Here is a 25,171-nt window from a genome sequence, read left to right as displayed (position 1 = left end):
CAACTCACCATTCTGGTCCTCTATCTCTTCAAAGTCATACCGTAGCAACCACCGATAAGCTCGCATTCTCTTATCATCTTCCCACTCAACCAGCAGGATCTCATTTTCTTTCAATCGGTCTACAAAACCTAAGATAATATCCTTCGTGATCATTAAAACGGTTAGACCACAATTACCGGTACTTTCAATTCGATTATCCTTACATTTCATATACTAATCATTCGCCCGTTTACGAGTTTCAGAAATCATAACACCCATTCTCCAGGCATTCATTTGTCTATCTTCAAAATCAAGAGGCTTCTTAGAAAAATACACATTTAAAAGCTGTTGGTTCGGCAATTCTATGCAGTGTCTAATCTCACGTTTACGCCTAGCAACTAAATCGTGCATTTCGAAACCTCCTGCCTCCTCTAAACCATACAAAAAAGAACACTCTTTTTATCGAGTGATCTCTACGGGGGGGAGGGGTTTATGTTTGGATCTAAAACCGGAGGTTGCTCTTTACGATCGCACTCATAAGCATAAGCGCGACCTAACAGCCGTCCGACCTACCCACATTTTAAATTAGTTTTTCCTCCAATTTCAAATCGTGCACGAAGTGGCATTTTTGGCATATTTGGCACAACATATCGTCCTTTAATTCTCTTATTAGGTTTCTGTTAATGCCCAGATGCATTGCGATAGAACGGTAACTCATCCCCTCCATCATGCAATCAATAATTATGGCCATACGTTCATCAGAGAAACTTTCTACTTCAGCTGCAATACGCTCTAAAGTTTCAACATGTTCATTAAACTTCATATATCTTTTGTAAAGACGTTCTTCACGTTTGTCCATTTCTTCAAGCTCTCTTGCGCTGCGGATTGAACTGCCTTTTGGCATAACAGCTTCTAATCCATATTGAGCTACTCCCCAACTTTTTTCACTTCCTCCTGTTCTACCAAAAATAAGGCTGGCCAACCTGCTCGCTTCTTTACTTTGCCAGTGGTATTTATAAATAAGATTCTCAATCTCTTTTTTAGTCATCCATTCATTCCCCCTCAGAAATCTTAGCGCTGGCGCATTGCCCCGTTATGTCTGCTGTATGTAGGTCGGTTCACTCCCATTAGTTCTCGGAGATCGCGATCAGACAGACCTTTCTTTTTCTTTGGCTTTTTTATTGCTGCCTCTTGGTTAAGTTGCTTCTTAAATTCCATCAACTGCTCTTTCGCTTTCTGGTCCATCTGATCATCTCCTTTTTAAATAAAAAGAGGACACAAACTAAGAGCGCTTGGCTCTCAATCTGTGTCCTCCAGTGGGCTGGTGGGACTAATTAATAGTTATAATTGTTCTATTTTTTGACCACCTATAAACTTTATTTTGGAAGAAGTAAGGTAAATACCAAATAACCTCTTTTTATAAGACTCATAGTAACTAAATTTTAAACGATCCAATATTTTATCTAGTTTCGGATTCCGTTTTTTGTTTTTACGAATGTATTCTTGCTGTCTATCTTTAACCTTTTTAATGATATATGAATAAAACTTTCTTCTTTTATAGGAGAACTTAATATTTTCACCTGATAATGTTCTGAATTTTATAATTAGCGCTTCATTAGTTGAATATAAATCTTTTCCAAATACAGTTTGTGGTATCAAAATCAATTGATCTTGTCTCCAAATATTTAAAGAGAAATCTTCTTGAACTTTAATTCCATCACTAAAAAACTTTGATTTTATTTTTACATTAATTATATCGTTATTCGTTAGATTCTTTAGCTCTAAAAAATTCGCTTTAGAATAATAATGTGTAGAACTATTGAATAACTTTATTCCATTTCTTCCAAAGAGTATAAAACCATTGTTTCTTTTACTCCTATCTATCGGATAATCCATTAAGTATTCTATATAAGAGAAAAATGGTCGTTTTGAATAGTTAATATCATTTCTCTCAAAGAAAAATTTTAATACTGCATTAAATAATACTGTTAAAATCGCAGTCAAAATAGGTATTATAATTACTAATTGACCGGTCAAATTTTGAATGGATTCCACTTAGAACTCTTCCCCCTCTTTATAATTTACCCTTTTAAATTTGCCTTGATGAGTAGTAATGACAGCCTCTCCATGCTCAACTAATTTGAAGTACTTCGCCTTGCCCTTGTCAATAATCACTGCACAGTTATCTAGTTCCATTATATCAATATTCAGGCAGCCGTTGTTATCAATTTTTAGTTCTTTCATCCTCATGAAATTCCCTCCCGTGCTATAATAAAAGTGTCGAGTTTTTATTTTGCGCCGGGAGAGATTCCGGCTATTTCTATGCAATCAAACACTTATTGAATACCTGGTTTTCTCAGAGCACATTTCTGGCAAGTTAGCTCTCACCAATGCATTAGCAAATGGAGGAGGCACCGAATTGCCGCACCGCGCAACTTGTGCTGACTTTGAATAATTCTTGCCCTCATAATCCTTGTCAATGATATAGTTATTCGGAAAACCTTGAGCTTTAAATAGTTCGTGCGGCTGTAACATCCTCATCCCGATATCAGTTATTTGATAATCAACACCTGCTACAGTTACTAGGCCGAATTTATGTCCACCAGAAGTGATTGTATGAAGTGGATCGTTTAATGAATGTCCGGTGCTTGTACTGTAATATTTCATCATGAATGCCGTCACTAAGCTGAAACGATCTTTGGTAGGTATTGTGTGTACTGGACTAATGAGTTCTTGACCAATCCCCTGTCCGTAATACTTTGTTCAAAATGCAGTGACAAGACCGAATCTATTAGCTGTCGGGATTGTGGCGATTGGTTTATCTACGATCTGTCCTCTCACTTCGTTCTCGAGTGTTTCAGTGTAATAAGTTGTAAGGTAAGCTGTAACAAGCAGGTGCTCTGCTTTTGTAGTGATGGTGGTCAATAGCTTGTTAATTTCATATTGAAGGCGATCACCACCAAAACCAGCTTGTCCGATTCTTACGATAAATAGATTTGGATTCTCTGCTACAAAACGCTGAAAACCTCGTGCAATTCTCCTCATTGTGTTCTCTGCTAATGGCTTTTTCCGGTGAAATATACTTGGACATTCAAGCGACCAATCAATGACTTCAACTGCAGTGCGGTATGGCTTCTTTAATCCAAGCTGCACGTTTAAGTCTTGCGGATCACCATGAGTAGCGTCCGGCCATGTGATTGGTTGCCCATCTCACCCAGCAATTAAAAATAACCTTTTTCGAGTAGTAGGAGCGCCAAAGTCACAGGCCCGAAGTTCTTTCCAGGCTATTTCATATCCGTGTTTCCGAAACTGTTTCACCAATGACTTGAATGTGTATCCTTTTCGATCTGGATCTGGCTTTCCGTCTTTCAGTGGCCCCAACGTTTTAAATTCTTCCACGTTCTCAAGAATGATGACCCGTGGCTTGACGGTTGTCGCCCATCGGAGTGCCACCCAAGCCAGCACAAACCAACCTTTCTCCCCTTAACTACCTCACGAGGATCCACATCCCAAACAGATTCGCAATAATGCTCTGTGTGCGGGTGATTTGTTTTGTGCATTGCAATAGCAACTGGATCAGGGTTAATTGCTACATCTACATTTAAACCAGTAGCCATTTCAATCCCTGTACTGGCACCACCGCCGCCGGCAAAATTATCGACTATGATTTCTCTAAATAAATCTAATTGCATACTTATTCCCACTTACCAAAATATGTTATAATACAAACAAGAATATTACTTTTCCCAGGCCCCTCTCCCTGAGCCTTCTCAGGCAGAAGTCAGAGATGATACCACATCGAAAATTGAAAGAAAGGGAGTGGTAGTTATGCGAGAACTATTTACGAGCCTTAAAGGTTCGCAGGTAATAGTCCAAGTCATTGGCGCGATACTAAGTTTTGCGATCTTTATTAACTCCATCGATGTGGTGCCCGGGAAAAGGAATATTCCATATAGTTCATCGATCAGTGAATCGTCATAGTATGAAATGATGACTTTCCCTGAAACCTTTGATAGCAGCATTGCCAGGTCCCTATGATCGCTTAATGTAAATCCGCCGGCATAAAACTCCTCCCGGCCAATGTATGGGATACACTGGGACGTAAATCGTGAATCATTCGATAATAGAAGAATCGAGCAGGAAAATGATTTTGTCTTGCTACTCATTCTTTGAGTGTTGGCAAGGTTCTTCTGTCTCTTGATCAAGATTGACTACAGCCACAGTTGCTGAACATGGGAACGGAGGGAGTGTGATATTGCCGGGCTCTGTCCCTATCATTCACAAACAAATCAACATCCTCTCCCTCCGGATTCACCAAACCTCTTACGCTTTAAGTCCCTTCTCAAACAACACATGCTCCGTCTGCCCAACAAAATACCGCCCCTGCAACGACTGATACAACGGATTCGGTATATTCACAACCTTTTTCAAATGATCGTGATCAAACGATGACATGAAGACACTTTTCCTTTCTGAATTGGATTGTAGAAATTGGTCTAGGGGATAGGGTATTTATTTTATGGAGATGTGGGATGGTTGGATTTATTAGGGGTGTGGAAAAGGGTTTTGAGATTATATGGCGTTCCTTTATATGAAAAGCTCCGACCAAATTCAATAGATGGCCGGAGCTTTTTTGGTGTTCTATCTTAATATCATAAACACCGCTTTTATCCATTTAGATCATCTTAACGATAAGATTTTGCTGCCAATGCTTAAAGAGATTCTCTTTCATGATTGTTCCCTCCTTTTGATACGATCATAAGAACGAACGTTCCTTTTATAAATATTATAAAATTTTCCTTTCAATTAGTTCAAATTACTTGTAACATTTTAACTATATATACAGGGAGATACAAAATGAAAAAGAAATTGTAAATGGTTCAAGTAATCTTGAAACAGTTATGTTTATAGAGGATATTTACACACAAATAAGGAGGAAACAGCATGGTCAAATTCAAAAAATCTTTCAAAGTCGCTCCTGGTGTAAGGATTAATGTCGGTAAAAAAAGTGTTGGTATCTCAGCAGGCGTTAAAGGTGCGAGAATAAGCACCAATAGCAGATCCGGAACTAAAGTGACAGCCGGGATACCTGGTACCGGGATTTCAAAAACAAGCAGCCTTACAAGAAAGTCCGGCGCGACTGCTCAAAGAACTCAATCCAGAGCTGTTGCTAATCAAAATAAACAGCAGATGCAGCAAAACAATCGTCAAATCGTTAATGAGTATGATAGCCAGATTGATTCCCTGACTAAAATGCACCTTAATGTATCTGATCCTATCGACTGGGAAAAACGCTTCGCCTCCCCTCCCCCATTCGCAAGTGAAGATCAGGGACCAAATTATCTTGCAGCTTTAAAAACCATTGAAGAGTATAAACCGACTCTCAGAGATAAGCTATTTAACAGGATCGATGCGCGTAAAGTCTCTTTATCTGAGTCTCTACCTGAAGCCAAAAACCAGGATAGAGAAATCTATGAAAATTGGAACAGTTCGATCGCTCAAGCCGAAAAGATACTTAATGGTGATCAGGAAGGGATGACCCGATTAATCTCTTCAAAGAATCCGTTTAAAACGTTGATGGACATTGGTGCCGATGTGGACGTTACATATCCCGGATCAAATACCGCATTTGTTGAGGTAGCTCTTCCTGATGACTATGCTCCCTCTCACGTTATCAGTCTCACTGCTACAGGCAAGCTTTCTAACAAGCAGATGGCTAAGGGGAAATACTATCAGCTTCAAAAAGAGATTGTCTCGAGCATGATGCTAAAAATAGTTGGAGAGTTGTTTAACCTCTTTCCACTTCAAAAAGTGCATATCAACATCTACGCAAATAGCTATGCGGTTGAACCTGCTGAGCATGGCTGTATTGCAGCTGTATCTGTGGATCGTAATAAGTTTCAGAGCGTCTATAATGCCACTACGCCTGCAACTGACTTAATTCTCTTCTTTAATCACGAAATGAATCATCTGAAAACCAAAGGCTTTAAATTAGTCCAGGAGGTGCAAGTCTAATGTGGTTATTGATTGTATGCTTAATAGTTTTTCTTATCCTGTTATTTAACTTCCCGCTCTTCACTATCGGGGCCGCTCTGGCCAGCTGGGGAATCTACGAATGGAATACGAATAAGAAACTGAAGGCCAAGTCACGTAAACCTGCAGCGATCTTAAGCGTAGGTCTCGTGATGGCCTTAACCGGATGTGTGATAACCGTATCAAACCCTGACGAACAAATCGCTACAGACACTCAAGAGGCTGAAAGTGCAGAGGTAGCAGCAGAAGCTGAAGAAGCTGAACGTGTTGCTGCGGAAGCAAAAGAGGCTGAAGAAAAGGCTGCGGCTGAACAGGAAGCAAAAGAAAAAGCCGATGCTGAAGCAAAGAAAAAAGCGGAGGAAGAAGCCGCAGCCAAGAAACAGGCTGAAGAAGAGGCTGTCGCAATAGCAGCAAAGGAAAAAGCTGAAGAGGAAGCAGCCAAAAAGAAAGCCGAAGAAGAATCTCTTGCAAAAAAGAAGGCTGAGGAAGAAGCCGCTGCACTAGCACTGGCTGAAGAAGAAGCTGCTGCTCAAGAGGCAGCTGAGGCTGAAGCTGCCGCTGCATCCGCGCCGCCAGCACAAGAAGCGGAGTTTTTTGATAACTGCACACACTTGAGAACTGTCTATCCAGGTGGGGTAGCTGCTGATCACCCTGCTTATCAAGATAAGATGGATCGCGATAATGATGGATGGGCTTGTGAAAATTAAAAACGTATAAATTTCTGGAGGATAGTAATGCTTCAAATCATTCAATCAATTGTAGATATTATTTTTAAATCCATACCTTTTCTTTTAGGTGTTTTCATCCCTTTTATTTTTATACTTTTGAAATCAAAAAAAGCAGAAAGAGCAATACAATCACCCTTTGTTCAATTTACTTATAACCTTTTTGCTTTTATTGGAATATTCATTATTTTCCCATTGACTTTAGTACCTTGGTCTATTGAATGGAATATTCCAACTAGAGAATTTAATGCTTATGTAGGCAATACTATCCTGGTGTTTATCATGGGCGTGATTCTGTTGCTTTTCGTTTTTATGTTAATTATTACTTATATCCAAAACACCACTCGAGTTGATTTTTGGGTAAAGAATTATACAAATAACAGAAAGATATACTTAATAATAATTTTCATTTTAAACATTTTAGGAGTTGTAATATTCTCAGTTTTCTTAGCGTCTGTCATTGACCAAATAGTCAGAATTGAAGACAAACAAATAATTATAAGTGAAAACCACTCTGAGGCGTCTGAGGCGATAGCTCAATTAATTATAATTTTGTTTGTATTTCTCCCTCTCTTCCTTTTTTATTTTAACTATTTTTTAAAGGAAATTAAAACTGATGTTATTTCAACCATCAAATTGGAGAATGGAGATATTTATGAAAACGTAGTTATCTCACATAAATCCTTTTCTAATACTATTGTTGCTACGCCATTCAACGATCCAAAAGTTTTTGAAAGTTTAATAATTCCTTTCAATAAAGTTAACTCTATTATATCTGTAGAACACAGATATGACGCTGATAAAAATGTAGGAATATGGAAGTTGAGTTCTTTGTCAAAAAAACTCTCCAGAACCAAACCTGATCAGAAAATTGGGGTATAGCAATTTTTTTAATGAATGGTTTTATAAAAATTAAAAGAATTAGGAGAAATAAAATGTTAAGAGAATTAAAGATAAAAAAGTTCAGAAAATTCATAAATCAAACTATTAATATATCGCCTGGTCTTACTTTAATTTCTGGTGGTAATGGATTAGGAAAATCAACTTTATTAGGTATAATTGCAAATGGTTCCGGGACAAAAGAGTTTAAAACGTTAAATAATAAAGATTTCCATCCCGAATTTAATAACTACTTCATTTTATCCAAAGATGAGCATAAGGATTCTAGAAAAAATGATGATTATTACGAAGTAACTTTAAAATACCACTATAAAGCACATGAAGTTTATAAAAGAGTAAGGACTTCGCATCCCAATGGTCCGAAATTAAAATTAGTACCAAGAACTGTGAACTCTGAAGGCATTCAAAATGATAAGATTGGAGAAGAAGTTTTTAAAAACACTGGAATAAAGGGATCTGAAAGAATGCCAATACCCACATATTACGTAAGCACTAGCAGGCTTTTCCCTTTTGGAGAATCTAAATCTCTGCATAATCACTTAGTTAAAATAACTGGCAGAAAATATATAAGTGATCAATTTACTATTACTAAAAAGTATATAGAAATGTATAACAAAGTGCTTCCGCGTTCAATTGATGAGGAGACTGACGAATTATACGAAACACCAAAACCGAAAATTAATTATACCGGGATATATTTAAAACCTAAATCGTCAAGTATACTCACACAATCGATTGGACAAGAAAGTTTGAGTGGGATTATTAATGCATTACTGTCGTTTCATAATATTTCTACTGAGCCCAACTATATAGGTGGCATATTATGTATAGATGAACTTGATGTTTCCTTACATCCTGACGCACAATTACGACTTTTAAAATTATTAAAAGAGCAGTCAAAAGAACTTAAACTCCAAATTATATTTACTAGCCATTCCCTAACTGTAATTCAGGAGATGCTTAGATTGAAACAAAAGGATTCGGAAAATCACATGGTATATTATTTTAGAAATAATAACAGACCTTTTTTTAGAGAAGAAGACTCTTATCAATCTATAAAAGCAGACTTATTTTCAGAAATACATTATTCCATGCCAAAAGTTAAAGTCTATCTAGAGGATGAAGAAGCAAAGTTTGCACTAGAGCAAATAATGAATATTTATTATGAGGGTAAAAATGAGAGTAATCTTTTAAATAATTGTGAATTAATTGCTTCTCAAATTAACTGTACTACATTACTTGATTTACCGAATAAAGATAGCTACTTCAAAGATACCATTATTGTTCTAGATGGAGACGCGAGATATAAGAAAAAACCATCTCTCAAAGAATTTTTAACTAATGATCCAAAGGGCTATAATTCAATTCAAAACTACCCAAGAAATGTTCTTTTTTTGCCTGGCGACTTTAGTCCTGAAGAAAATGTTTTTAGAATTCTGTATGAGTTGTTATTAAATGAAGATAAGCATCATGATTTTTGGTATTCTGTGGAACATAACACGTCTTTGGGTAATTATTATCCTCAAATGCTCTTAAATGAACTTGAAAACATGATCTCACAGCAAAAACTTGACAGAGAAAATCTAAAGAAATGGTTTCAATCTCACGAATCTTTTTTTGACCAATCAGGTATATATAAGTATTATTACAAAGCAGTTCTTGAAAATGATAATATTACCACACTTGCAGAATCATTTATAAAGCTTGTAACAAATAAACTTGCAGCCCTAAAAAGTAAAGGTTTTTAGTAAAGGAAGAAACAGATAACACTAGAAGCAGGTGATAAAATGCCGAGAGCTACATTAACCCCACTAAGATATCCTGGTGGTAAAGACAAAACTTACAACTATGTAAAACATCTCATTAGAGAAAATAATCTAACAAGCTATATAGAGCCGTTCGCAGGAGGAGCCGCAGTTGCAATAAGGTTGCTTTTAAACGAGGATGTTCAAAAAATATATATAAATGACTTTGATCGCAGTATTTATTGTTTTTGGAAAGTAATTGTTAGTCATCCAGAAAAGTTAATTGACAAAATTATTGAAACCCCTATATCTATGAAAGAATGGGATTTACAGAAAAAAATACAATCTAACAAAGAAAATGAAAGTGAATTAGATGTGGCATTTTCTACCCTTTTTCTAAACAGGACTAATAGAGCTGGAATAATTAAAGCTGGCGTTATTGGTGGCAAAGAACAAAAGGGTGCTTATAAAATGGATTGTAGATTTAATAAAGAGAAAATTATTAAAAGAATAGAGTTGATTGCGTCAAAAGCTGACAGAATTGAGGTACATAATTATGACGCGATTGAATTCATTGAGGAAGTTATTAAAAATACTCGGAACTCATTAACTTTTTTTGACCCTCCATACTACGATAAAGGTCCAGATTTATATACAAATTTCTACGATCATAATGATCACGTAGAATTAGCCAAAGTAATCAAAGGAAAAATGAGAAATCGTTATTGGATATTAACATACGATATTGCTGATAAAATTGAGAAGTTGTACTCCAGACATTATTACGAAAAATATTATTTAAATTATTCTATTGCAGAACCTACTCGAGGCCAAGAGTTTATGTTTTTTTCAAAAAAAATTAAGCCTGGTAATTTGAGAGAACATCTCCAAACAGTTTGAACTTCCATTTTTGGAAGTTTTCTTTTATCCCAAAAAGGAACATACGTTCTATAAAAAAGAGGATATTCCCTTGAAATTAGGCACTTCATGCTGCAAAACTCTTTAAACATTTAAAGGATACATTAATCGATCACGCCTCGTTATCAAAATCATTAATCGAAGCTAAATAATCTCTAATTCTTTTTATTTCTAACAGCAGACCTGTTAAAATTTCATGCTCTTCTGAAGCTACTTCCTTTGATTCAGCTGTTAAAAAACTGCTGTAGTGATAATGTAAATCAACATTAAGATCAATATAATCTTTGTCTACATCTTCTATTGCCTCAAACATATAAGACACGGTTTTTGATGTGTTTAAGTAATCATTTTTTTCCATAGCATAATTCTCTAGTTCAGTTTGAAAGGTTTTAGATTCAATGATCTTGCTTTGTTTATCTAAATCCGATTCCAGCTCATCTATAACCAATTCAATACCTAAAAGCAGATTAAATATCTCGAGCTCTCGCTTTTCAGATTGACTGTAAGCTTCAAAAGCTAAAGCTAATGAAAGCACGATTGCTAGAGAGACTGAGATTAACATTACAACGCGTTGTTTCATATCATTCACATCCCTACTGAAAAGTAAATTACAGCTTGAATTTTGAAAATCAACTTTATCCCAGTAAAATAATATCATATATTTCCATAAAAATACCTAAAACAGTTATTTTCAGCACAAAAAAAACTCCCCCTCACAAAGTGAGAGAGAGTTCTTCTGTGTATGGATGACCTTACATCATTCCACCCATACCACCCATATCAGGCATGCCACCGCCAGTGTTTTCTTCCGGGATGTCTGCGACTACGGCTTCAGTCGTCAGGAACATCGCCGCTACTGATGCAGCGTTTTGAAGGGCTGAGCGTGTTACTTTTGTTGGGTCTACGATGCCGGATTCGATCATGTTGACCCATTCGCCGTTGGCTGCGTTGAAGCCTACGCCTACTTCTTCTTTCTTGAGGCGGTCGACGATGATGGAGCCTTCTAAGCCTGCGTTGTGTGCGATTTGGCGGATTGGCTCTTCAAGTGCGCGAAGCACGATGTTGATACCTGTTGCCACGTCGCCTTCTGCTTCAACAGAGGCTACTTTGTTGTATACGTTCACGAGTGCTGTACCACCACCGGATACGATTCCTTCTTCTACGGCTGCACGCGTTGAGTTGAGGGCGTCTTCGATGCGCAGTTTGCGCTCTTTCAGTTCTGTTTCTGTTGCTGCTCCGACTTTGATGACTGCTACGCCGCCAGCAAGTTTTGCAAGGCGCTCCTGCAGTTTTTCTTTGTCGAAGTCAGATGTTGTTTCTTCGATTTGTGCACGGATCTGAGCTACGCGGCCGCCGATTTTTTCAGCGTCTCCTGCACCTTCAACAACTGTTGTGTTTTCTTTTGTAACCACAACTTTAGCAGCACGGCCAAGCTGGGAGATGTTCGCTGACTTCAGATCAAGTCCAAGATCTTCAGTGATCACTTCTCCGCCTGTTAGTACAGCTAAGTCTTCTAGCATTGCTTTACGACGGTCACCAAAGCCTGGTGCTTTTACAGCAACGGCATTGAATGTTCCGCGAAGCTTGTTCACAACAAGTGTTGCAAGTGCTTCACCTTCTACGTCTTCAGCAACGATTAGAAGTGGCTTGTTCTGCTGAACAACCTGCTCAAGAACTGGAAGAACTTCCTGGATGTTGCCGATCTTCTTGTCTGTGATCAGGATGTACGGGTTATCAAGCACCGCTTCCATTTTGTCAGAGTCTGTGACCATGTATGGAGATGCATATCCGCGGTCGAACTGCATGCCTTCTACTACATCAAGCTCTGTCGTGAAGCCTTTTGATTCTTCGATTGTGATAACGCCGTCGTTTCCAACGCGCTCCATCGCTTCAGCAATCAGCTGGCCGACTTCTTCGTCAGCAGCAGAGATTGCCGCAACCTGTGCGATCGACTCTTTGCCTTCGATTGGTTTAGAGATGGCTTTCAGTTCTTCAAGCGCTGTTTGAACCGCTTTTTCGATCCCTTTACGTACGCCAACCGGATTTGCTCCAGCAGTCACGTTTTTCAGACCTTCACGAATCATTGCCTGTGCAAGAACCGTTGCAGTTGTTGTACCGTCACCGGCGATTTCGTTTGTCTTGCTTGCTACTTCAGCGACAAGCTTTGCACCCATGTTTTCAAATGCATCTTCAAGCTCGATTTCTTTTGCGATTGTTACGCCGTCATTTGTGATTAATGGTGAACCGAATTTCTTTTCAAGAACGACGTTGCGTCCTTTTGGTCCAAGCGTTACCTTTACCGCGTTTGCAAGCTGATCCACACCACGTAGCATGGAGCGGCGTGCTTCTTCACTGAACTTAATTTCTTTAGCCATTTATAAGTACCTCCTAAAATAATTTGGTATCTTTGATGAAAATGACGTCCTGATCGAAGGACTTTGTTTTATAAAAGTAAGTAAGTTAACATTAGTTAACGACTGCTAAAATGTCGCTCTCGCGAAGGATTAAGTATTCAGTACCCTGGTATTTCACTTCTGTTCCAGCGTATTTCGAGAAGATAATGCGGTCATCAACAGAAACCTCAAGCTCTACACGCTCGCCGTTCTCAAGCACACGGCCTGTTCCGACTGCCACAACTTTCCCTTCCTGCGGCTTTTCTTTCGCACTGTCCGGGAGTACAATCCCGCTTGATGTTTTTTCCTCAGACTCTACCAACTCAATAACTACGCGATCACCTAATGGTTTTAACAAGTGAAACAACCTCCTTGAATGATGTTCTTTCGTTTATTAGCACTCTTTTTATCTGAGTGCTAACACAAGTATTAGTGTAAATAATTCTGTTTTCTTTTGCAAGAGAAAAACATGTGATTTTTATAAATTTTGTATTACATTTTGGTGCGGGCGGATTGGTGGCGGATTGTATGCAGAACAGTACAATTCCTGCCTGAAACGATACATAAACTTTTTGAAACAGGACAATTAAGTCTGCTAACGATACAATAACAGGTCGGCGGAAGTGGAACGATACAATTCCTGTTTGAAACAGTACATAAAAAATCCAGAACAATACATTTAATTTTTGAAACGATTGAATTACGACCCCGATCGATACATTTTCTCCAGCAGCTTAGTTTCCCCCAACCTTTTCTTCCATGAAGATACCCTCCTTCATGGTTGATCGGAGTGGAAGGCGGCGACTCCTGCGGCTCACCGCGCGCCACGGAAAGCGTCCGCCTGGAACGGAGATCCATCTTTCATTTGTGAAACAAGTGAATTACTTCCCCCATCAGTACAATTCCCCAGCACGCCTCCCCGCTCCCCATTTTCACAAAACGATCATGAAATCCTTCATCATAAAGCGATTAAGTTTGAAGGCACCCGCTTTTATTAGTAGAATTAACACTACAGAACGAATAAAGGAGTATGCTTGTGAATCGCACCTTTTTGATCATTTTAATTACGTATGTTGCGATGCAGCTGTCATCGTTTGTGGTGGTTCCGGTTGCGCTTCTCGTCGGGCGTTCAGTCAGCAGCGCGGAGCCGACCGTTTTGCTGAACCTTGTGTCAGGCTACTGGATTTTCCTCAGCTTCATGATTGGGCTGCTTGTGATTCTGTTTGTGCTGAACCGCAATAAAGGCGTGCTGGATCTGCCGGGCGAAAAAGCAGGTCCTGCGATGATTGCGATCTGGTCGTTCATCGGGATCTTCCTGGCCTTCTTCAGCCAGATGATCGCAGTAGGCATTGAGTATCTGATCGGGATTGAGCCGGGCTCTGATAATACAGCCCAGCTGATCGATCTGCTTTCTTATGTACCTCTTGCAGCCGTGGCGATTGCGATCTTCGGACCTATTCTTGAGGAAATCGTATTCCGCGGCGTCATCTTTGGATGGTTCTACCGCAAATACAACTTCTTCATATCAGGCTTGATCAGTGCACTGATCTTTGCGGTGATTCATTTTGACTTCACCCACATCCTAATCTATGCAGCAATGGGCTACGCATTTGCATTTTTGTATGCATTTACAAAAAAAATTATCGTGCCGATTATTGCGCATATGGCCATCAACACATTCGTCGTCATGACGCAGTTCTTCTTTGCCGATGAAATCCAGCGGATCGTGGAGCTGAATGAAGCATTTGCCTTAGTCTGGCGCGCTGTACTGGGAGGGATTTTATAAATGAGGTCTCCTCTTGGACACGGAGTCTTTTATCTGATCCTCGGATTCTTCTTCGTTTTCTTCGCCATCAACAGCGTAAACGAAAACGGCTGGGGCGTCTGGGCATACATCTTCGTCGCCTTTGCCACCTATGACATCGGCGCCGGAATCCGCCTGATCGGACTCCACCTGAAAATCAAAAAGCATATGAATGAAAAAAAGTAGCGGACTGAGGTTCGCTACTTTTTCTTATGGAGAGTGTATTAACAATTCTATCGTGCCTAACGACAAATTAAACAGGCCTATCAACAGAAACGCGGGCTCTTACAACAAACCAACAACCCCTATCAACATTTCAGCCGACGCCAGCACGCCTAATAACGTAAACTCCCTGGCTAACGACAGAAACTTTACGGCTAGTGACAGAAATGTCCACCCAATCAACATAAAACCACCGCACCAGCTCTGGCTTAATCCATCGAGATCAAAAGACAGTTACCTTCAATTCACATCCCTCAAGAAAATGTATCAACAATTCCAGCGTGCCTAACGACAAATTAAGCAGGCCTATCAACAGAAACACTCCCCATTACAACAAACCAACAAGCCCTTTTGACAATTCAACCGACACCAGCACGCCTAATAACGTAAACTCCCTGGCTAACGACAGAAACTTTACGGCTAGTGACAGAAATGTCCACCCGATCAACATAAAACCACCGCACCAGCTCTGGCTTAATGCATCCAGATAAAAAGCCAGTTACCTTCAATTCACTTCCCTCAAGAAAATGTATCAACAATTCCAGCGTGCCTATCAACAAATCAAGCAGTCCTATCAACAGAAACACGATCCCTTACAACAAACTAACAAGCCCTATCAACATTTCAGCCGACGCCAGCACCACTAACAACAGAAACGCCACGGCTAGTAACAGAAACACACCAGCTAACGACAAAAAACCAACCGCTAACAACATAACAGCTCCCCAGCCGAACCACCCCCCACAAAAAGAAAAACAGCGAAGATCATTCCCCGCTGTTTTCACGCGCTGCAAGCTCTTTGTCAATCCGCTCGCGGCGTTCTTGTTCTTCTATTTCGCGCTGGATGGCTTCTGCCTTTTGCGCTTTGTTGTAGCCGATTCTCGCAATCCACAGGCTGATTTCATACAGCAACAATAACGGTACGGTCACGAGCATATGTGAGAAAATATCCGGCGGCGTAATGAAGGCTGCAATGACGAGCAGCACGAAGTACGCGTATTTACGGATTTTTCCGAGAAACATCGGTGTGACGATGCCGAGTCTTGTGATAAATAGCATGACAACCGGCAGCTGGAACAGGAATCCGAAGGGGATTGTCATTTGGAATAGGAATTGAAAGAATTCATTGATCCCGATGACCTGTTCAATTTCAAGGTTATTCGAAAGGTTCGTCATAAAGCTGATGACGAACGGAAATAAAATAAAGTAGGCAAACGCCAGTCCTGATAAAAACAGGAAGACGGATGCGGGTATATAACTGAGTGTCACGCGCCGCTCCCGCTCGTGGAGACCGGGGCTGACAAACGACCAGAGCTGATATAAGATGACGGGCGATGTCAGGATCAACGCAGAGAACATGATGATCTGGAAGTAGATCATGACAGGGTCCGTTGGCCGGAATGCGTTAAGGGTCATTTTTTGTGCTTCATCAGAGGACTGAAGAAACTTCATCAGCGGCTCTGCGATAAAGAAGCCTCCGACCATTGCAAAGACAAAGAAAACGACTACAATGATGAGTCGTTTTCTTATTTCATTTATATGCTCATGGACGGTCATATCTTTTTCATTCATATGGCCACCATCCCAAAAAAATTATTGCTTCTTATCTTCTTTCTTTACATCATCGTCGTCATCGGCAAGACCTTTAGTTGCGTCTTTGAATTCACGAAGGGTGCTGCCCGCAGCTTTTCCGAGTTCCGGAAGCTTCTTAGGGCCAAAAATGAGCAACGCAACGATCGCGATTACGGCAAGGCTGATTCCACCTGGTAGCATGATGCATGCACCTCCTCTTTCTATCTTCCATCATAAAACAAATTGCGGCATTTGGCTATTCCAATATGTCCTCTAATTGTGACGTTTCTACGTCATCTGTGCCATAATTTTTCAGGAAATAAATGAGTGACTGAAGCTCCACCGCAAGATCAATATGGTGAATCCGTAAATCCTCCGGCACCGTCAGTCTTGCCGGGGTAAAATTCAGGATTCCCTTAATCTTCAGGTTCACCAGACGGTCGGTGATACCCTGTGCCGGACCTGCTGGCACTGTCAGAATCGCCACTTCAATGTCACTGTCCTGAACTCTTTCCTCAAGCTCGTCCATGGCATATACCGGTACTTCTCCGATTGATGTGCCCGCTTTTTTCGGGTCTGCATCAAACGCCATTTCAATCTTTGTATTATTGTTTTTCAGGAAATTATAATGTAAAAATGCCGTTCCAAGATTTCCGACACCAATCAGCACGACCTTTGTCGTCTCGTCCTGATCAAGCGTTTTACGGAAAAAGGATAACAGGTAATCGACGTTATAGCCGTACCCTTTTTTGCCGAGTGCACCGAAATACGAAAAATCTCTGCGGATTGTTGCAGAATCAACTTTGACCGCATCGCTCAATTCCTTCGATGACACACGCTGTTTTCCTGATGAATGCAGGTTTTTTAAAAACCGGTAGTATAGCGGCAGCCGTTTGGCTGTGGCCTGAGGAATCTTCATCTGTTCCTGACTCATGCCTCTTCTCCCCCTAAATCCAACGATCACCTTTTCTGGCTCTATTCAGCCTGTGAACGCTTCCAAATCATTATATTTCAACAATCCTTTTTCTGGACAAGCAAACTTCTTCCTTTGTTATCATACACCAACAGGGTACACTCTTGCAAAGTATGCAAACTTTTTCACAAATCCCCTGTATTGCTTATGCCTTCCCCGTTGCGATACACTTAAGAGGATAAAAATAGAGGTGAACCATTGATGATTTTACTGCAGGTGAACGGTCTCTCCAAGTCCTTCGGGGCTGAGGAGATTCTGTCTAATATAAAACTCGAGGTCCAGACTAAGGACCGCATCGCCCTCGTTGGCCGTAACGGCGCGGGGAAATCTACGCTTTTAAAAATGATCGCCGGACAGCTTTCGTATGATTCCGGTGATATTAATAAACCGAAGGAAGTCACGATCGGCTACCTTGAACAGCACTCAGGACTTGAATCTGAGCTTTCCATCTGGGATGAAATGCTGAGCGTATTTGACCATCTAAAGGATATGGAAAAAAAGCTTCGCAGTGCAGAACAGCAGATGGCTGATCCCGCTGTGTATGAAAACGAGGAACGCTACAGCCGTTTAATGAAGGAATACGATGAACTCCAAGTGCGATTTAAGGATTTCGGCGGCTATCAATATGAAGCGGATATCCGGACCGTACTTCACGGACTGCGTTTCCAGTCCTTCGATTACGATACACCTATTTCAACACTGAGTGGCGGGCAGAAAACCCGTCTCGCACTTGGTAAGCTTCTTTTAACGAAGCCTGACGTGATGATTCTCGATGAGCCGACCAACCATCTCGACATCGACACGCTTGCCTGGCTTGAAACGTATTTGCAGGGCTACCCGGGTGCGATTCTCATCGTATCCCACGACCGCTATTTCCTTGATAAGATCGTTAACCAGGTCGTTGAGCTGTCGCGTCACCGTTCGAAAAAATTCCACGGGAACTACAGCAAATATTTAGAACAGAAAGCACTCGACTACGAACGCGAAATGAAGGAATACGAAAAGCAGCAGGAAGAAATCGCCAAGATGGAAGACTTCATCGCGCGAAATCTCGTACGGGCCTCCACCACCAAGCAGGCACAGAGCCGCCGCAAAAAGCTTGAACGCATGGAAAAAATGGACCGTCCGCGCGGTGACGAAAAATCAGCCAGCTTCGGATTCGCCATCGACCGCCAAAGCGGCAACGACGTTCTGAAGCTGCAGGACCTGTCTGTCGGCTATGATGAAGCCGTTTCGCGCAACATCAACGCATCTGTCACCCGTGAAGACAGCATCGCTCTGATCGGTCCAAACGGTGTCGGGAAATCAACTTTACTGAAGACGATTGTGAAAAAACTGCCCGCACTAGCAGGCGCCATTCAGTACGGCTCAAACGTCAGCATCGGCTACTACGACCAGCAGCAGGCCGAGCTTCATTCCAATAAAACCGTATTAGGTGAGCTCTGGGATGACTATCCGATGAAAAATGAGAAAGACATCCGTACCGTGTTAGGCAACTTTTTATTCTCAGGAGATGACGTCCTGAAGCCGGTCGCAACCCTGAGCGGTGGAGAAAAAGCACGACTTGCACTTGCCAAGCTCATGATGCAGCGCTCAAACCTGTTAATCCTGGACGAGCCAACCAACCACCTGGATCTCGACAGCAAGGAAATTCTCGAAAACGCACTGATCGATTACCCTGGCACGATCCTGTTCGTCTCGCACGACCGCTATTTCATCAACCGCCTGGCAACCAAAGTACTTGAGCTGTCTCCTGACGGCAGCACCGAATACCTCGGCGACTACGATTACTATATCGAAAAGAAAACAGAGCAGGAAGAACTTGCAGCCTTTGAAGAACGCGAACGCGCAGCCAAACAGCCCGCTTCCGCCAACACAAAGGCATCAGACAAATCCTCCTTCGCACTCGACAAAGAAAAACAAAAAGCCGAACGCAAAAAACGCCGGCGACTCGAAGAAATCGAGCTCCTCATCACCGAGCTCGAAGGCACCATCGAAGAACACGAAAACCTCCTATGTGAGCCCGACATCTTCCAGGACCACGAACGCGTCATGGAATCCAACCAGGCCATCGAACAAGCCAAATCCGACATGGACCAGCTCCTTGAAGAATGGGCAGAATTAGAGGAAGAGTTAGCTGAATAAGGAAAAGCCGGAGTGCAAGCACTCCGGCTTTTTTAAATGGGCGTGTATCATGGTTGTCCGGAATAGGTCAAATAGAACAATTCCACGAAAGAGATCCAAAATCTTATGAAACATCAGGAATATTCCCCCAAACCAGGCCATCATTCCACGAAACAGCTGCAAAATCTCACGAACTAAAGCCAATATCCCGCGAACCAGCCTCACAGCTCCACCCGCTCATTCAGTCACCGCGCATTTGACAACTCCTCAGCCTTATTTAACAACTTTCTTTGCTTATTTGACAACTCTTACTCCAGATTAAACAACTCTAAAGACTTATTAAGCAACTTATCTCAGTTATTTAACAACCCTCATCAAAAAACCCCTGCGAATGCAGGGGCACTTAATGGTTTTGAGTAACAGTCTTTTAATATTGTTTATTCCCACAAAAATCATTAGATCTGATTACTTTACAAAGGTCCGGCGGCATTCGTAGACTCCTACGGCGGAGAAGCGACAGGTGAGACAGCGTAGTGCGGAGCACTAGCTGGCTCACCGCGCGGCCGTGGAAAGCGAAGGATGCCGCCGGACCGGTTCTTTATATCTCCCCCTTAACTCCAATAAGAGGTAAGCTCAAACAAAGGGCTGGGACCATCCGAAGACTCCTGTGGCAGAAAGGGACAGGTGAAACCATTGTGCGAAGCACAATGGGTTCACCGCCCGGCCACGGAAAGCGTAGGATGGTCCCAGCCCGGTTTTCCAAACACCATTCAACAATCCTCCCACCACATTTCCCAAATAACCCATCACTTATACTATTTCGCCCATCGAATCAAAACCCAAATTGTGTATAACTTTCCACCATATAATTATTAGAAAATTACAAACAAATATGTACGTAATATGTATATCTTGTAACAGAACCATGACAATCCCCAGAGTTATACACATTAAACACAGCATAAAACGGCTTTTCAACAGCTTTTTCCACATTATCCACAGATTAATGTTAAGAAACAAACATTATCCACAGCTCATGACACACTGAATTATAAACAGTACCTCTCGTACTTATGCACAGGTTATCCACATATTAACACCTAATGTTTACCATTTCACTTTCCCAATTCAATCCCGTGAACAGATCCTCTGTTCATCCAATAAACTGCAGGAAGCAACAGTAATGCTAATATTCCTCCAGCAATCGACAAAAACGCATAACTCGTCCCTGCGACGACCATCCCTGAAAGAATTCCTCCTGCCGCTCCGGACAACGCGACCAGTACATCTACTGCTCCCTGTGTCTTCGCTCGTACAGCAGGTTCCGTTGAATCAACAAGCATTGACGTCCCGCTGATTAAGCCAAAATTCCACCCCAGCCCAAGAAGAACCAGCGCCACAACCATCCAAAACAAGGATTCTCCAGGAGCAAGCGCACCACCAAGCCCGGCCAGCAAAAGCGTTACGCCCGCAGCGATCGCCATCTTACCTCGTCCAACCCTGTCTACAAGCACACCCGTCACAAGAGATGGTAAATACATCGCAGCAATATGAAGGCTGATCACAAGCCCCACAGCCTCTAATCCATGACCATGCGCTCCCATATGAACCGGCGTCATCGTCATCACAGCCACCATGACAATCTGGGCCGTCACCATCACCGCAGCACCAATCACCACACCTCGACGGTTATATTGAAGTACATCACCAGAATGCGCAGGATCAATAGAAGCTTTTTCAACCGCAGCTATTTTCTCCGCGACTAAAAGTGGATCCGGCTTTAAAAACAAAAACAACACGATCCCTGCAAGCACATAGGCAGCAGCAGCTAAAATAAACGGACCTGCAAGTGCTGGAACACCCACCATGACCGCGAACTCCCCCATCACGCCCACTAGATTCGGTCCCGCAACCGCACCAAACGTTGTCGAGACAAGGGCAATACTGACCGCTTTCGCGCGCTGATCCTTTCCGGCAAGATCCGTTCCGGCATACCTCGCCTGAAGGTTCGAAGCCGTTCCAGCTCCATAAATTAAGAACGATAAAAATAACAGCGGTATATTTTCAAAAGCGGCAGCAGAAATAACCCCAATCGCGCCTAATCCACCAGTCAAAAAACCACCCGATAACCCGAGACGCCTGCCAAACCGCTGCGAAGAACGCCCGACTGTATAAGCAGCCATCGCAGAGCCAAACGTTAACAGCCCGATCGGAAGGCCCGCATATCCCTCTGTTCCAAGCAGATCATTCGCGAGCAGTGCACCAACCGTAATACCCGCTGCAAGCCCCGCTCCACCAAAAATCTGAGATAACACCACAATCCAGAGCGTCTTTTTATACAAAGCCTCTTTTTTCGCCGGGTCATCTATGTAAGCCTGTATATCTGAATCACTTAAACCCTTGTTCATATCATTAGCTCCTTTAATCAGCATCCTTACTCCATTGTACTAAAAAAAGCTGCCTGAAAGTCAGACAGCTTTTTGATCTTATTTTAACTCAAGACCCGGGTTTGCATTCATTCCTAATGATGAACGTCGTCCCTGCTCGAAATGAACCGCTCCGGCTGCAGCGATCATGGCTGCGTTATCCGTACATAAAGAGAGTGGTGGAATCACAAGCTCCACGCCATCCATCTTATCAAACATCTCCGTTAAACGGCTGCGCAGTCCTTTATTGGCTGCCACACCACCGGCTAACAGCACCTGCTTCACGCCATATTCCTGCGCTGCACGTTTTGTTTTTTCCGTCAGCACGTCAATGACACTATCCTGAAAGCTTGCTGCCAGATCCTTCACATCAATTTCTTCCCCGCGCTGCTCCGCATTATGAAGCGTATTAATCACGGCAGACTTCAAACCGCTGAAGCTGAAGTCATACGAACCTTCCTCAAGCCATGCACGCGGCAGCTTAATGGATGGTGTTCCTTCATGCGCTAGCCGGTCAATATGAGGGCCACCAGGATAAGGCAGGCCAATCGTCCGCGCCACTTTATCATACGCCTCACCAGCAGCATCATCACGCGTTTCACCAATCACTTCAAACGAACCGTGATCACGCATCAGCACAAGCTCCGTATGTCCCCCTGACACAACAAGTGATAACAGAGGAAACTGCATCTCTGTCACAAGACGGTTCGCATAAATATGACCCGCAATATGATGCACCCCTACAAGCGGCTTCTGATGAGCAAAAGCCAAAGCCTTCGCAGTATTCACACCAATAATAAGCGCACCAACAAGACCTGGACCTTCTGTTACAGCAATTGCATCAATGTCATCCATTGAACACGAAGCCTGCTCAAGAGCCTCTTCCACGACAAGCGTCATCTGCTCGACATGATGCCTTGAAGCGATTTCCGGAACGACTCCGCCAAAACGTTTATGGCTCTCAATCTGAGAGGAGATCACAGAGGAGACAATCTCATTTCCCCCGCGAATCACGGCAGCAGCCGTCTCATCACAGCTCGTCTCAATGCCTAAAATCATCGTTTTATTCGTCATTTAAATTCACCCACATGACCTGTGCATCCTCTCCGTTATCAGAGTAATAATTTCTGCGGATTCCACCATTTGAAAATCCAAGCTTTCTATATAACGACTGGGCAATCTCATTACTCACCCTCACTTCAAGCGTCAGTAATGTCGCACCCGATTCCTTTAAAATATCCATGATCTGCCGCATCATCTTCTCGCCAAGCTTTTGCCCGCGAAGCTCAGGAACAACCGCCACATTCGTAATATGTGCCTCATCCATAATGAGCCACACACCACAGTAGCCAGCCACTTCCCCATCGACTTCAAGCAGCAAATACTTCGCAAACTGATTAATCGTCATTTCATTTTCAAACGCCTCACGACTCCATGGAGAGGAAAATGAAGCTTCCTCCACTTTTAACACCGCGTCAATATCAGCGGTCGTCATCCACCGAAACCCGACGTCAGCCATTATTCTTTTCCTGCTCTTTCAGCCAGTTCGCCTCAGCCTCAGCCATACGGATATAATTCGGCACAAACTCGTGCACGTCCTCATCAGCAAGCTCAGATGCATAAATCGCCATCTCAGCCATACGCGGCACTTCCTCCGATGCAGACACACGCTTCGCTCTGTCCCCTAAACGCGCCTGAATCTGCTCCCAGAATACATCCACATCTGCACCGCAGAATAACACAGCTTCTTCCCTATCCGCTAAAAGATCAAGCCATTCCTCCATCGACACATTCCGGTCCTCTTCAAGCTCCATCCACGTTTCATCAAACGTATAAAGCCCTGTATAAACACGTCCTCTTCGCGCATTCATAATCGGAGAAACAATGCCGTCAAACTGCTTACCCGGCCACGCCAGACTCAGCAGACTTGAAACGCCAACCAAAGGAATCTTCAAAGACCAGGCCAGTGTTTTAGCAAGCGTGACCCCAATTCTTACACCTGTATAAGATCCAGGACCTTTTGCCACAACAATGCGCTCAATCTGATCTGCAGAAAGATCCAATGTGGCCAGCAATGATTCTACAGCAGTCATCGCCTGAATCGAATGATTTCTTTTTATATTTAACGTCAGCTCTCCCATTACCTCGTCGTCTTTTACTACTGCAAGCGACAACGGCTGGTTTGACGTATCAATTGCCAGTACAATCATCGTAAAATCTCCTCACATAACGCCTCATACCGGCTGCCTCTTGGCACAAGCTCAAACCTTCTTGAGTCGTTCTCAACATAATAAATGGAAAGATCCAGACGCTCCTCAGGAAGCTGCTCCTGAATCAGGTGTGCCCACTCAACCACACACACACCATCTCCATTAAAATACTCATCAAAGCCAAGATCCTCAAACTCATCCTCAACACGGTACACATCCATATGATACAGAGGCAATCTGCCCTGATACTCCTTCATAATCGTAAACGTCGGGCTATTCACCGTGCGTGTAATCTCAAGCCCCTTTGCAAGGCCTTTCGTAAATGTCGTCTTACCAGCCCCAAGGTCACCCTCAAGCGTCAGCACATCCCCCTTTTGTAAAAGAGAGCCGAGCCTTTCTGCAAAAGCAGCCGTTTCCCCCGGGGAAGATGAATGCCATTCATGCTTATTCATTATAAAAGCCACCACCATTTCAATCAGTACATGTCTGATCATTTAAAAAAGACTCACCCGCATGGAGTCAGTCCGTTCATTTATCTTTATCTTCACTTAGTTTACACGAAATCCATCTGTCTTTAAACAAAAAAATAACCATGACCGCATGTCATGGAATAAATGGCGGTCCCGACCGGGATCGAACCGGCGATCTCCTGCGTGACAGGCAGGCATGTTAACCGCTACACCACGGGACCAAAGGTAATTGCGGGGGCAGGATTTGAACCTGCGACCTTCGGGTTATGAGCCCGACGAGCTACCGAGCTGCTCCACCCCGCGACGATAAAAAATGGTACAGCCTAGCGACGTCCTACTCTCACAGGGGGAAACCCCCAACTACCATCGGCGCTGAAGAGCTTAACTTCCGTGTTCGGCATGGGAACGGGTGTGACCTCTTCGCTGTCATCACTAGACTGATTTACTTGAAGACTCGCGCCTTCAAAACTGGATACAACATCAAACAACCGCAAGGTTCGAGAATCACCTAATTTGGTTAAGTCCTCGATCGATTAGTATTCGTCAGCTGCACATGTCGCCATGCTTCCACCTCGAACCTATCTACCTGATCATCTTTCAGGGATCTTACCACTTGCGTGTGGGAAATCTCATCTTGAGGGGGGCTTCATGCTTAGATGCTTTCAGCACTTATCCCG

The 25,171-nt window shown here is 42.5% G+C and carries 25 protein-coding genes, 2 tRNA genes, 2 rRNA genes and 1 pseudogene; 8 read left to right on the top strand and 22 right to left on the bottom strand.

Annotated elements, in window-relative coordinates:
* Positions 1–213: 213 nt before the first annotated feature.
* From H7968_RS15515 to H7968_RS15485, 7 genes and pseudogenes are all read right to left on the bottom strand, one after another.
* Positions 214–390: a hypothetical protein gene (locus H7968_RS15515; protein WP_227396996.1), complete on the bottom strand. Its 177-nt coding sequence runs from the start codon at positions 388–390 to the stop codon at positions 214–216.
* A 169-nt stretch (positions 391–559) separates the two neighbouring features.
* On the bottom strand, positions 560–1,027 hold the full coding sequence (locus tag H7968_RS15510; protein ID WP_227396995.1) for a sigma-70 family RNA polymerase sigma factor: 468 nt from the start codon (positions 1,025–1,027) through the stop codon (positions 560–562).
* 23 nt (positions 1,028–1,050) lie between these two features.
* Complete coding sequence (locus H7968_RS15505) at positions 1,051–1,224, bottom strand: hypothetical protein (RefSeq protein ID WP_227396994.1); 174 nt, start codon at positions 1,222–1,224, stop codon at positions 1,051–1,053.
* 96 nt (positions 1,225–1,320) lie between these two features.
* Positions 1,321–2,034 (bottom strand): hypothetical protein, encoded by a 714-nt coding sequence (locus tag H7968_RS15500; RefSeq protein ID WP_227396993.1) that lies wholly within the window; start codon positions 2,032–2,034, stop codon positions 1,321–1,323.
* On the bottom strand, positions 2,035–2,229 hold the full coding sequence (locus tag H7968_RS15495; RefSeq protein WP_227396992.1) for an XtrA/YqaO family protein: 195 nt from the start codon (positions 2,227–2,229) through the stop codon (positions 2,035–2,037).
* A gap of 78 nt (positions 2,230–2,307) precedes the next feature.
* A pseudogene (locus H7968_RS15490) lies at positions 2,308–3,671 on the bottom strand (DNA cytosine methyltransferase).
* A gap of 631 nt (positions 3,672–4,302) precedes the next feature.
* Positions 4,303–4,434 (bottom strand): DUF6143 family protein, encoded by a 132-nt coding sequence (locus H7968_RS15485; protein ID WP_227396991.1) that lies wholly within the window; start codon positions 4,432–4,434, stop codon positions 4,303–4,305.
* 489 nt (positions 4,435–4,923) lie between these two features.
* On the opposite strand from H7968_RS15485, the gene H7968_RS15480 reads away from it, so the two are divergent.
* The 5 genes from H7968_RS15480 to H7968_RS15460 are packed head-to-tail and all read left to right on the top strand — an operon-like array spanning position 4,924 to position 10,282.
* Positions 4,924–5,994, top strand: a complete 1,071-nt coding sequence (locus H7968_RS15480; RefSeq protein WP_227396990.1) for a DUF4236 domain-containing protein — start codon at positions 4,924–4,926, stop codon at positions 5,992–5,994.
* Complete coding sequence (locus tag H7968_RS15475; protein WP_227396989.1) at positions 5,994–6,719, top strand: excalibur calcium-binding domain-containing protein; 726 nt, start codon at positions 5,994–5,996, stop codon at positions 6,717–6,719. The genes H7968_RS15480 and H7968_RS15475 overlap by 1 nt, the downstream gene beginning before the upstream one ends.
* Before the next feature lie 27 nt (positions 6,720–6,746).
* Complete coding sequence (locus H7968_RS15470) at positions 6,747–7,619, top strand: hypothetical protein (RefSeq protein WP_227396988.1); 873 nt, start codon at positions 6,747–6,749, stop codon at positions 7,617–7,619.
* A 53-nt stretch (positions 7,620–7,672) separates the two neighbouring features.
* Positions 7,673–9,385, top strand: coding sequence for an AAA family ATPase (locus tag H7968_RS15465; RefSeq protein ID WP_227396987.1), 1,713 nt, complete (start codon positions 7,673–7,675; stop codon positions 9,383–9,385).
* Between the two features lie 39 nt (positions 9,386–9,424).
* Entirely contained in the window at positions 9,425–10,282 is an 858-nt protein-coding gene (locus H7968_RS15460; protein WP_227396986.1) for a DNA adenine methylase, read from the top strand.
* 130 nt (positions 10,283–10,412) lie between these two features.
* Here the strand turns inward: H7968_RS15460 and H7968_RS15455 are convergent, their stop codons facing one another.
* The 3 genes from H7968_RS15455 to groES form a co-directional block, all read right to left on the bottom strand.
* Positions 10,413–10,880: a hypothetical protein gene (locus tag H7968_RS15455; RefSeq protein WP_227396985.1), complete on the bottom strand. Its 468-nt coding sequence runs from the start codon at positions 10,878–10,880 to the stop codon at positions 10,413–10,415.
* A 172-nt stretch (positions 10,881–11,052) separates the two neighbouring features.
* Positions 11,053–12,675: a chaperonin GroEL gene (gene groL, locus H7968_RS15450; protein ID WP_227396984.1), complete on the bottom strand. Its 1,623-nt coding sequence runs from the start codon at positions 12,673–12,675 to the stop codon at positions 11,053–11,055.
* Between the two features lie 91 nt (positions 12,676–12,766).
* Positions 12,767–13,051 (bottom strand): co-chaperone GroES, encoded by a 285-nt coding sequence (gene groES, locus H7968_RS15445; protein ID WP_134376379.1) that lies wholly within the window; start codon positions 13,049–13,051, stop codon positions 12,767–12,769.
* 678 nt (positions 13,052–13,729) lie between these two features.
* Between groES and H7968_RS15440 the strand changes: the two genes are divergently transcribed.
* Complete coding sequence (locus H7968_RS15440; RefSeq protein ID WP_227396983.1) at positions 13,730–14,479, top strand: CPBP family intramembrane glutamic endopeptidase; 750 nt, start codon at positions 13,730–13,732, stop codon at positions 14,477–14,479.
* Complete coding sequence (locus tag H7968_RS15435; RefSeq protein ID WP_227396982.1) at positions 14,480–14,683, top strand: YdiK family protein; 204 nt, start codon at positions 14,480–14,482, stop codon at positions 14,681–14,683.
* A gap of 801 nt (positions 14,684–15,484) precedes the next feature.
* Here H7968_RS15435 and tatC read toward each other — a convergent pair.
* From tatC to H7968_RS15420, 3 genes are read right to left on the bottom strand one after another with little or no spacing between them, the layout of a single operon-like run.
* Complete coding sequence (gene tatC, locus H7968_RS15430) at positions 15,485–16,291, bottom strand: twin-arginine translocase subunit TatC (protein WP_227396981.1); 807 nt, start codon at positions 16,289–16,291, stop codon at positions 15,485–15,487.
* A gap of 21 nt (positions 16,292–16,312) precedes the next feature.
* Positions 16,313–16,492, bottom strand: coding sequence for a twin-arginine translocase TatA/TatE family subunit (locus H7968_RS15425; RefSeq protein ID WP_134376385.1), 180 nt, complete (start codon positions 16,490–16,492; stop codon positions 16,313–16,315).
* A gap of 55 nt (positions 16,493–16,547) precedes the next feature.
* Positions 16,548–17,225, bottom strand: a complete 678-nt coding sequence (locus H7968_RS15420) for a redox-sensing transcriptional repressor Rex (RefSeq protein ID WP_134376386.1) — start codon at positions 17,223–17,225, stop codon at positions 16,548–16,550.
* A gap of 240 nt (positions 17,226–17,465) precedes the next feature.
* Here H7968_RS15420 and H7968_RS15415 point away from each other — a divergent pair, with 240 nt between their 5' ends.
* Positions 17,466–19,409, top strand: coding sequence for an ABC-F family ATP-binding cassette domain-containing protein (locus H7968_RS15415; RefSeq protein WP_227396980.1), 1,944 nt, complete (start codon positions 17,466–17,468; stop codon positions 19,407–19,409).
* 1,094 nt (positions 19,410–20,503) lie between these two features.
* Here H7968_RS15415 and H7968_RS15410 read toward each other — a convergent pair.
* From H7968_RS15410 to H7968_RS15370, 9 genes are all read right to left on the bottom strand, one after another.
* Positions 20,504–21,796: an MFS transporter gene (locus H7968_RS15410; protein WP_227396979.1), complete on the bottom strand. Its 1,293-nt coding sequence runs from the start codon at positions 21,794–21,796 to the stop codon at positions 20,504–20,506.
* 78 nt (positions 21,797–21,874) lie between these two features.
* Complete coding sequence (gene tsaD, locus H7968_RS15405; protein WP_227396978.1) at positions 21,875–22,888, bottom strand: tRNA (adenosine(37)-N6)-threonylcarbamoyltransferase complex transferase subunit TsaD; 1,014 nt, start codon at positions 22,886–22,888, stop codon at positions 21,875–21,877.
* The gene (gene rimI, locus H7968_RS15400) at positions 22,878–23,333 is read right to left on the bottom strand and encodes a ribosomal protein S18-alanine N-acetyltransferase (RefSeq protein ID WP_264476770.1); all 456 of its coding nucleotides are present in this window, start codon (positions 23,331–23,333) and stop codon (positions 22,878–22,880) included. Before rimI ends, tsaD begins: the two co-directional genes overlap by 11 nt.
* Positions 23,326–24,024 carry a tRNA (adenosine(37)-N6)-threonylcarbamoyltransferase complex dimerization subunit type 1 TsaB gene (tsaB, locus tag H7968_RS15395; RefSeq protein ID WP_227396977.1) on the bottom strand — a complete coding sequence of 233 codons (699 nt, stop codon included), beginning with the start codon at positions 24,022–24,024 and terminating at the stop codon, positions 23,326–23,328. The genes rimI and tsaB overlap by 8 nt, the downstream gene beginning before the upstream one ends.
* A complete protein-coding gene (gene tsaE, locus H7968_RS15390; RefSeq protein ID WP_227397104.1) occupies positions 24,021–24,476 on the bottom strand; it encodes a tRNA (adenosine(37)-N6)-threonylcarbamoyltransferase complex ATPase subunit type 1 TsaE in 456 nt (151 codons plus the stop codon). Before tsaE ends, tsaB begins: the two co-directional genes overlap by 4 nt.
* A 163-nt stretch (positions 24,477–24,639) precedes the next feature.
* A tRNA-Asp gene (locus tag H7968_RS15385) sits at positions 24,640–24,715 on the bottom strand.
* 8 nt (positions 24,716–24,723) lie between these two features.
* Positions 24,724–24,797: transfer RNA gene (locus H7968_RS15380), tRNA-Met, on the bottom strand.
* An 18-nt stretch (positions 24,798–24,815) separates the two neighbouring features.
* Positions 24,816–24,931 (bottom strand): 5S ribosomal RNA (gene rrf / locus H7968_RS15375).
* Between the two features lie 76 nt (positions 24,932–25,007).
* A 23S ribosomal RNA gene (locus tag H7968_RS15370) occupies positions 25,008–25,171 on the bottom strand; the annotation flags it as partial.

The organism is Jeotgalibacillus aurantiacus (assembly GCF_020595125.1).
GTDB classification, from domain to species: Bacteria; Bacillota; Bacilli; order Bacillales; family Jeotgalibacillaceae; genus Jeotgalibacillus; species Jeotgalibacillus aurantiacus.
Note: the sequence above shows the minus strand (reverse complement) of the source record. Positions and strands in the feature narration are given on the sequence as shown.

Excerpts from the sequence above, each read along its gene's own strand:
- H7968_RS15515 (WP_227396996.1), bottom strand. The coding sequence starts at position 390 with ATGCACGATTTAGTTGCTAGGCGTAAACGTGAGATTAGACACTGCATA.
- H7968_RS15510 (WP_227396995.1), bottom strand. The coding sequence starts at position 1,027 with ATGACTAAAAAAGAGATTGAGAATCTTATTTATAAATACCACTGGCAA.
- H7968_RS15505 (WP_227396994.1), bottom strand. The coding sequence starts at position 1,224 with ATGGACCAGAAAGCGAAAGAGCAGTTGATGGAATTTAAGAAGCAACTT.
- H7968_RS15495 (WP_227396992.1), bottom strand. The coding sequence starts at position 2,229 with ATGAGGATGAAAGAACTAAAAATTGATAACAACGGCTGCCTGAATATT.
- H7968_RS15485 (WP_227396991.1), bottom strand. The coding sequence starts at position 4,434 with ATGTCATCGTTTGATCACGATCATTTGAAAAAGGTTGTGAATATACCG.
- H7968_RS15480 (WP_227396990.1), top strand. The coding sequence starts at position 4,924 with ATGGTCAAATTCAAAAAATCTTTCAAAGTCGCTCCTGGTGTAAGGATT.
- H7968_RS15475 (WP_227396989.1), top strand. The coding sequence starts at position 5,994 with ATGTGGTTATTGATTGTATGCTTAATAGTTTTTCTTATCCTGTTATTT.
- H7968_RS15470 (WP_227396988.1), top strand. The coding sequence starts at position 6,747 with ATGCTTCAAATCATTCAATCAATTGTAGATATTATTTTTAAATCCATA.
- H7968_RS15465 (WP_227396987.1), top strand. The coding sequence starts at position 7,673 with ATGTTAAGAGAATTAAAGATAAAAAAGTTCAGAAAATTCATAAATCAA.
- H7968_RS15460 (WP_227396986.1), top strand. The coding sequence starts at position 9,425 with ATGCCGAGAGCTACATTAACCCCACTAAGATATCCTGGTGGTAAAGAC.
- H7968_RS15455 (WP_227396985.1), bottom strand. The coding sequence starts at position 10,880 with ATGAAACAACGCGTTGTAATGTTAATCTCAGTCTCTCTAGCAATCGTG.
- groL (WP_227396984.1), bottom strand. The coding sequence starts at position 12,675 with ATGGCTAAAGAAATTAAGTTCAGTGAAGAAGCACGCCGCTCCATGCTA.
- H7968_RS15435 (WP_227396982.1), top strand. The coding sequence starts at position 14,480 with ATGAGGTCTCCTCTTGGACACGGAGTCTTTTATCTGATCCTCGGATTC.
- tatC (WP_227396981.1), bottom strand. The coding sequence starts at position 16,291 with ATGAATGAAAAAGATATGACCGTCCATGAGCATATAAATGAAATAAGA.
- H7968_RS15425 (WP_134376385.1), bottom strand. The coding sequence starts at position 16,492 with ATGCTACCAGGTGGAATCAGCCTTGCCGTAATCGCGATCGTTGCGTTG.
- H7968_RS15420 (WP_134376386.1), bottom strand. The coding sequence starts at position 17,225 with ATGAGTCAGGAACAGATGAAGATTCCTCAGGCCACAGCCAAACGGCTG.
- H7968_RS15415 (WP_227396980.1), top strand. The coding sequence starts at position 17,466 with ATGATTTTACTGCAGGTGAACGGTCTCTCCAAGTCCTTCGGGGCTGAG.
- H7968_RS15410 (WP_227396979.1), bottom strand. The coding sequence starts at position 21,796 with ATGAACAAGGGTTTAAGTGATTCAGATATACAGGCTTACATAGATGAC.
- tsaD (WP_227396978.1), bottom strand. The coding sequence starts at position 22,888 with ATGACGAATAAAACGATGATTTTAGGCATTGAGACGAGCTGTGATGAG.
- rimI (WP_264476770.1), bottom strand. The coding sequence starts at position 23,333 with ATGGCTGACGTCGGGTTTCGGTGGATGACGACCGCTGATATTGACGCG.
- tsaB (WP_227396977.1), bottom strand. The coding sequence starts at position 24,024 with ATGATTGTACTGGCAATTGATACGTCAAACCAGCCGTTGTCGCTTGCA.
- tsaE (WP_227397104.1), bottom strand. The coding sequence starts at position 24,476 with ATGAATAAGCATGAATGGCATTCATCTTCCCCGGGGGAAACGGCTGCT.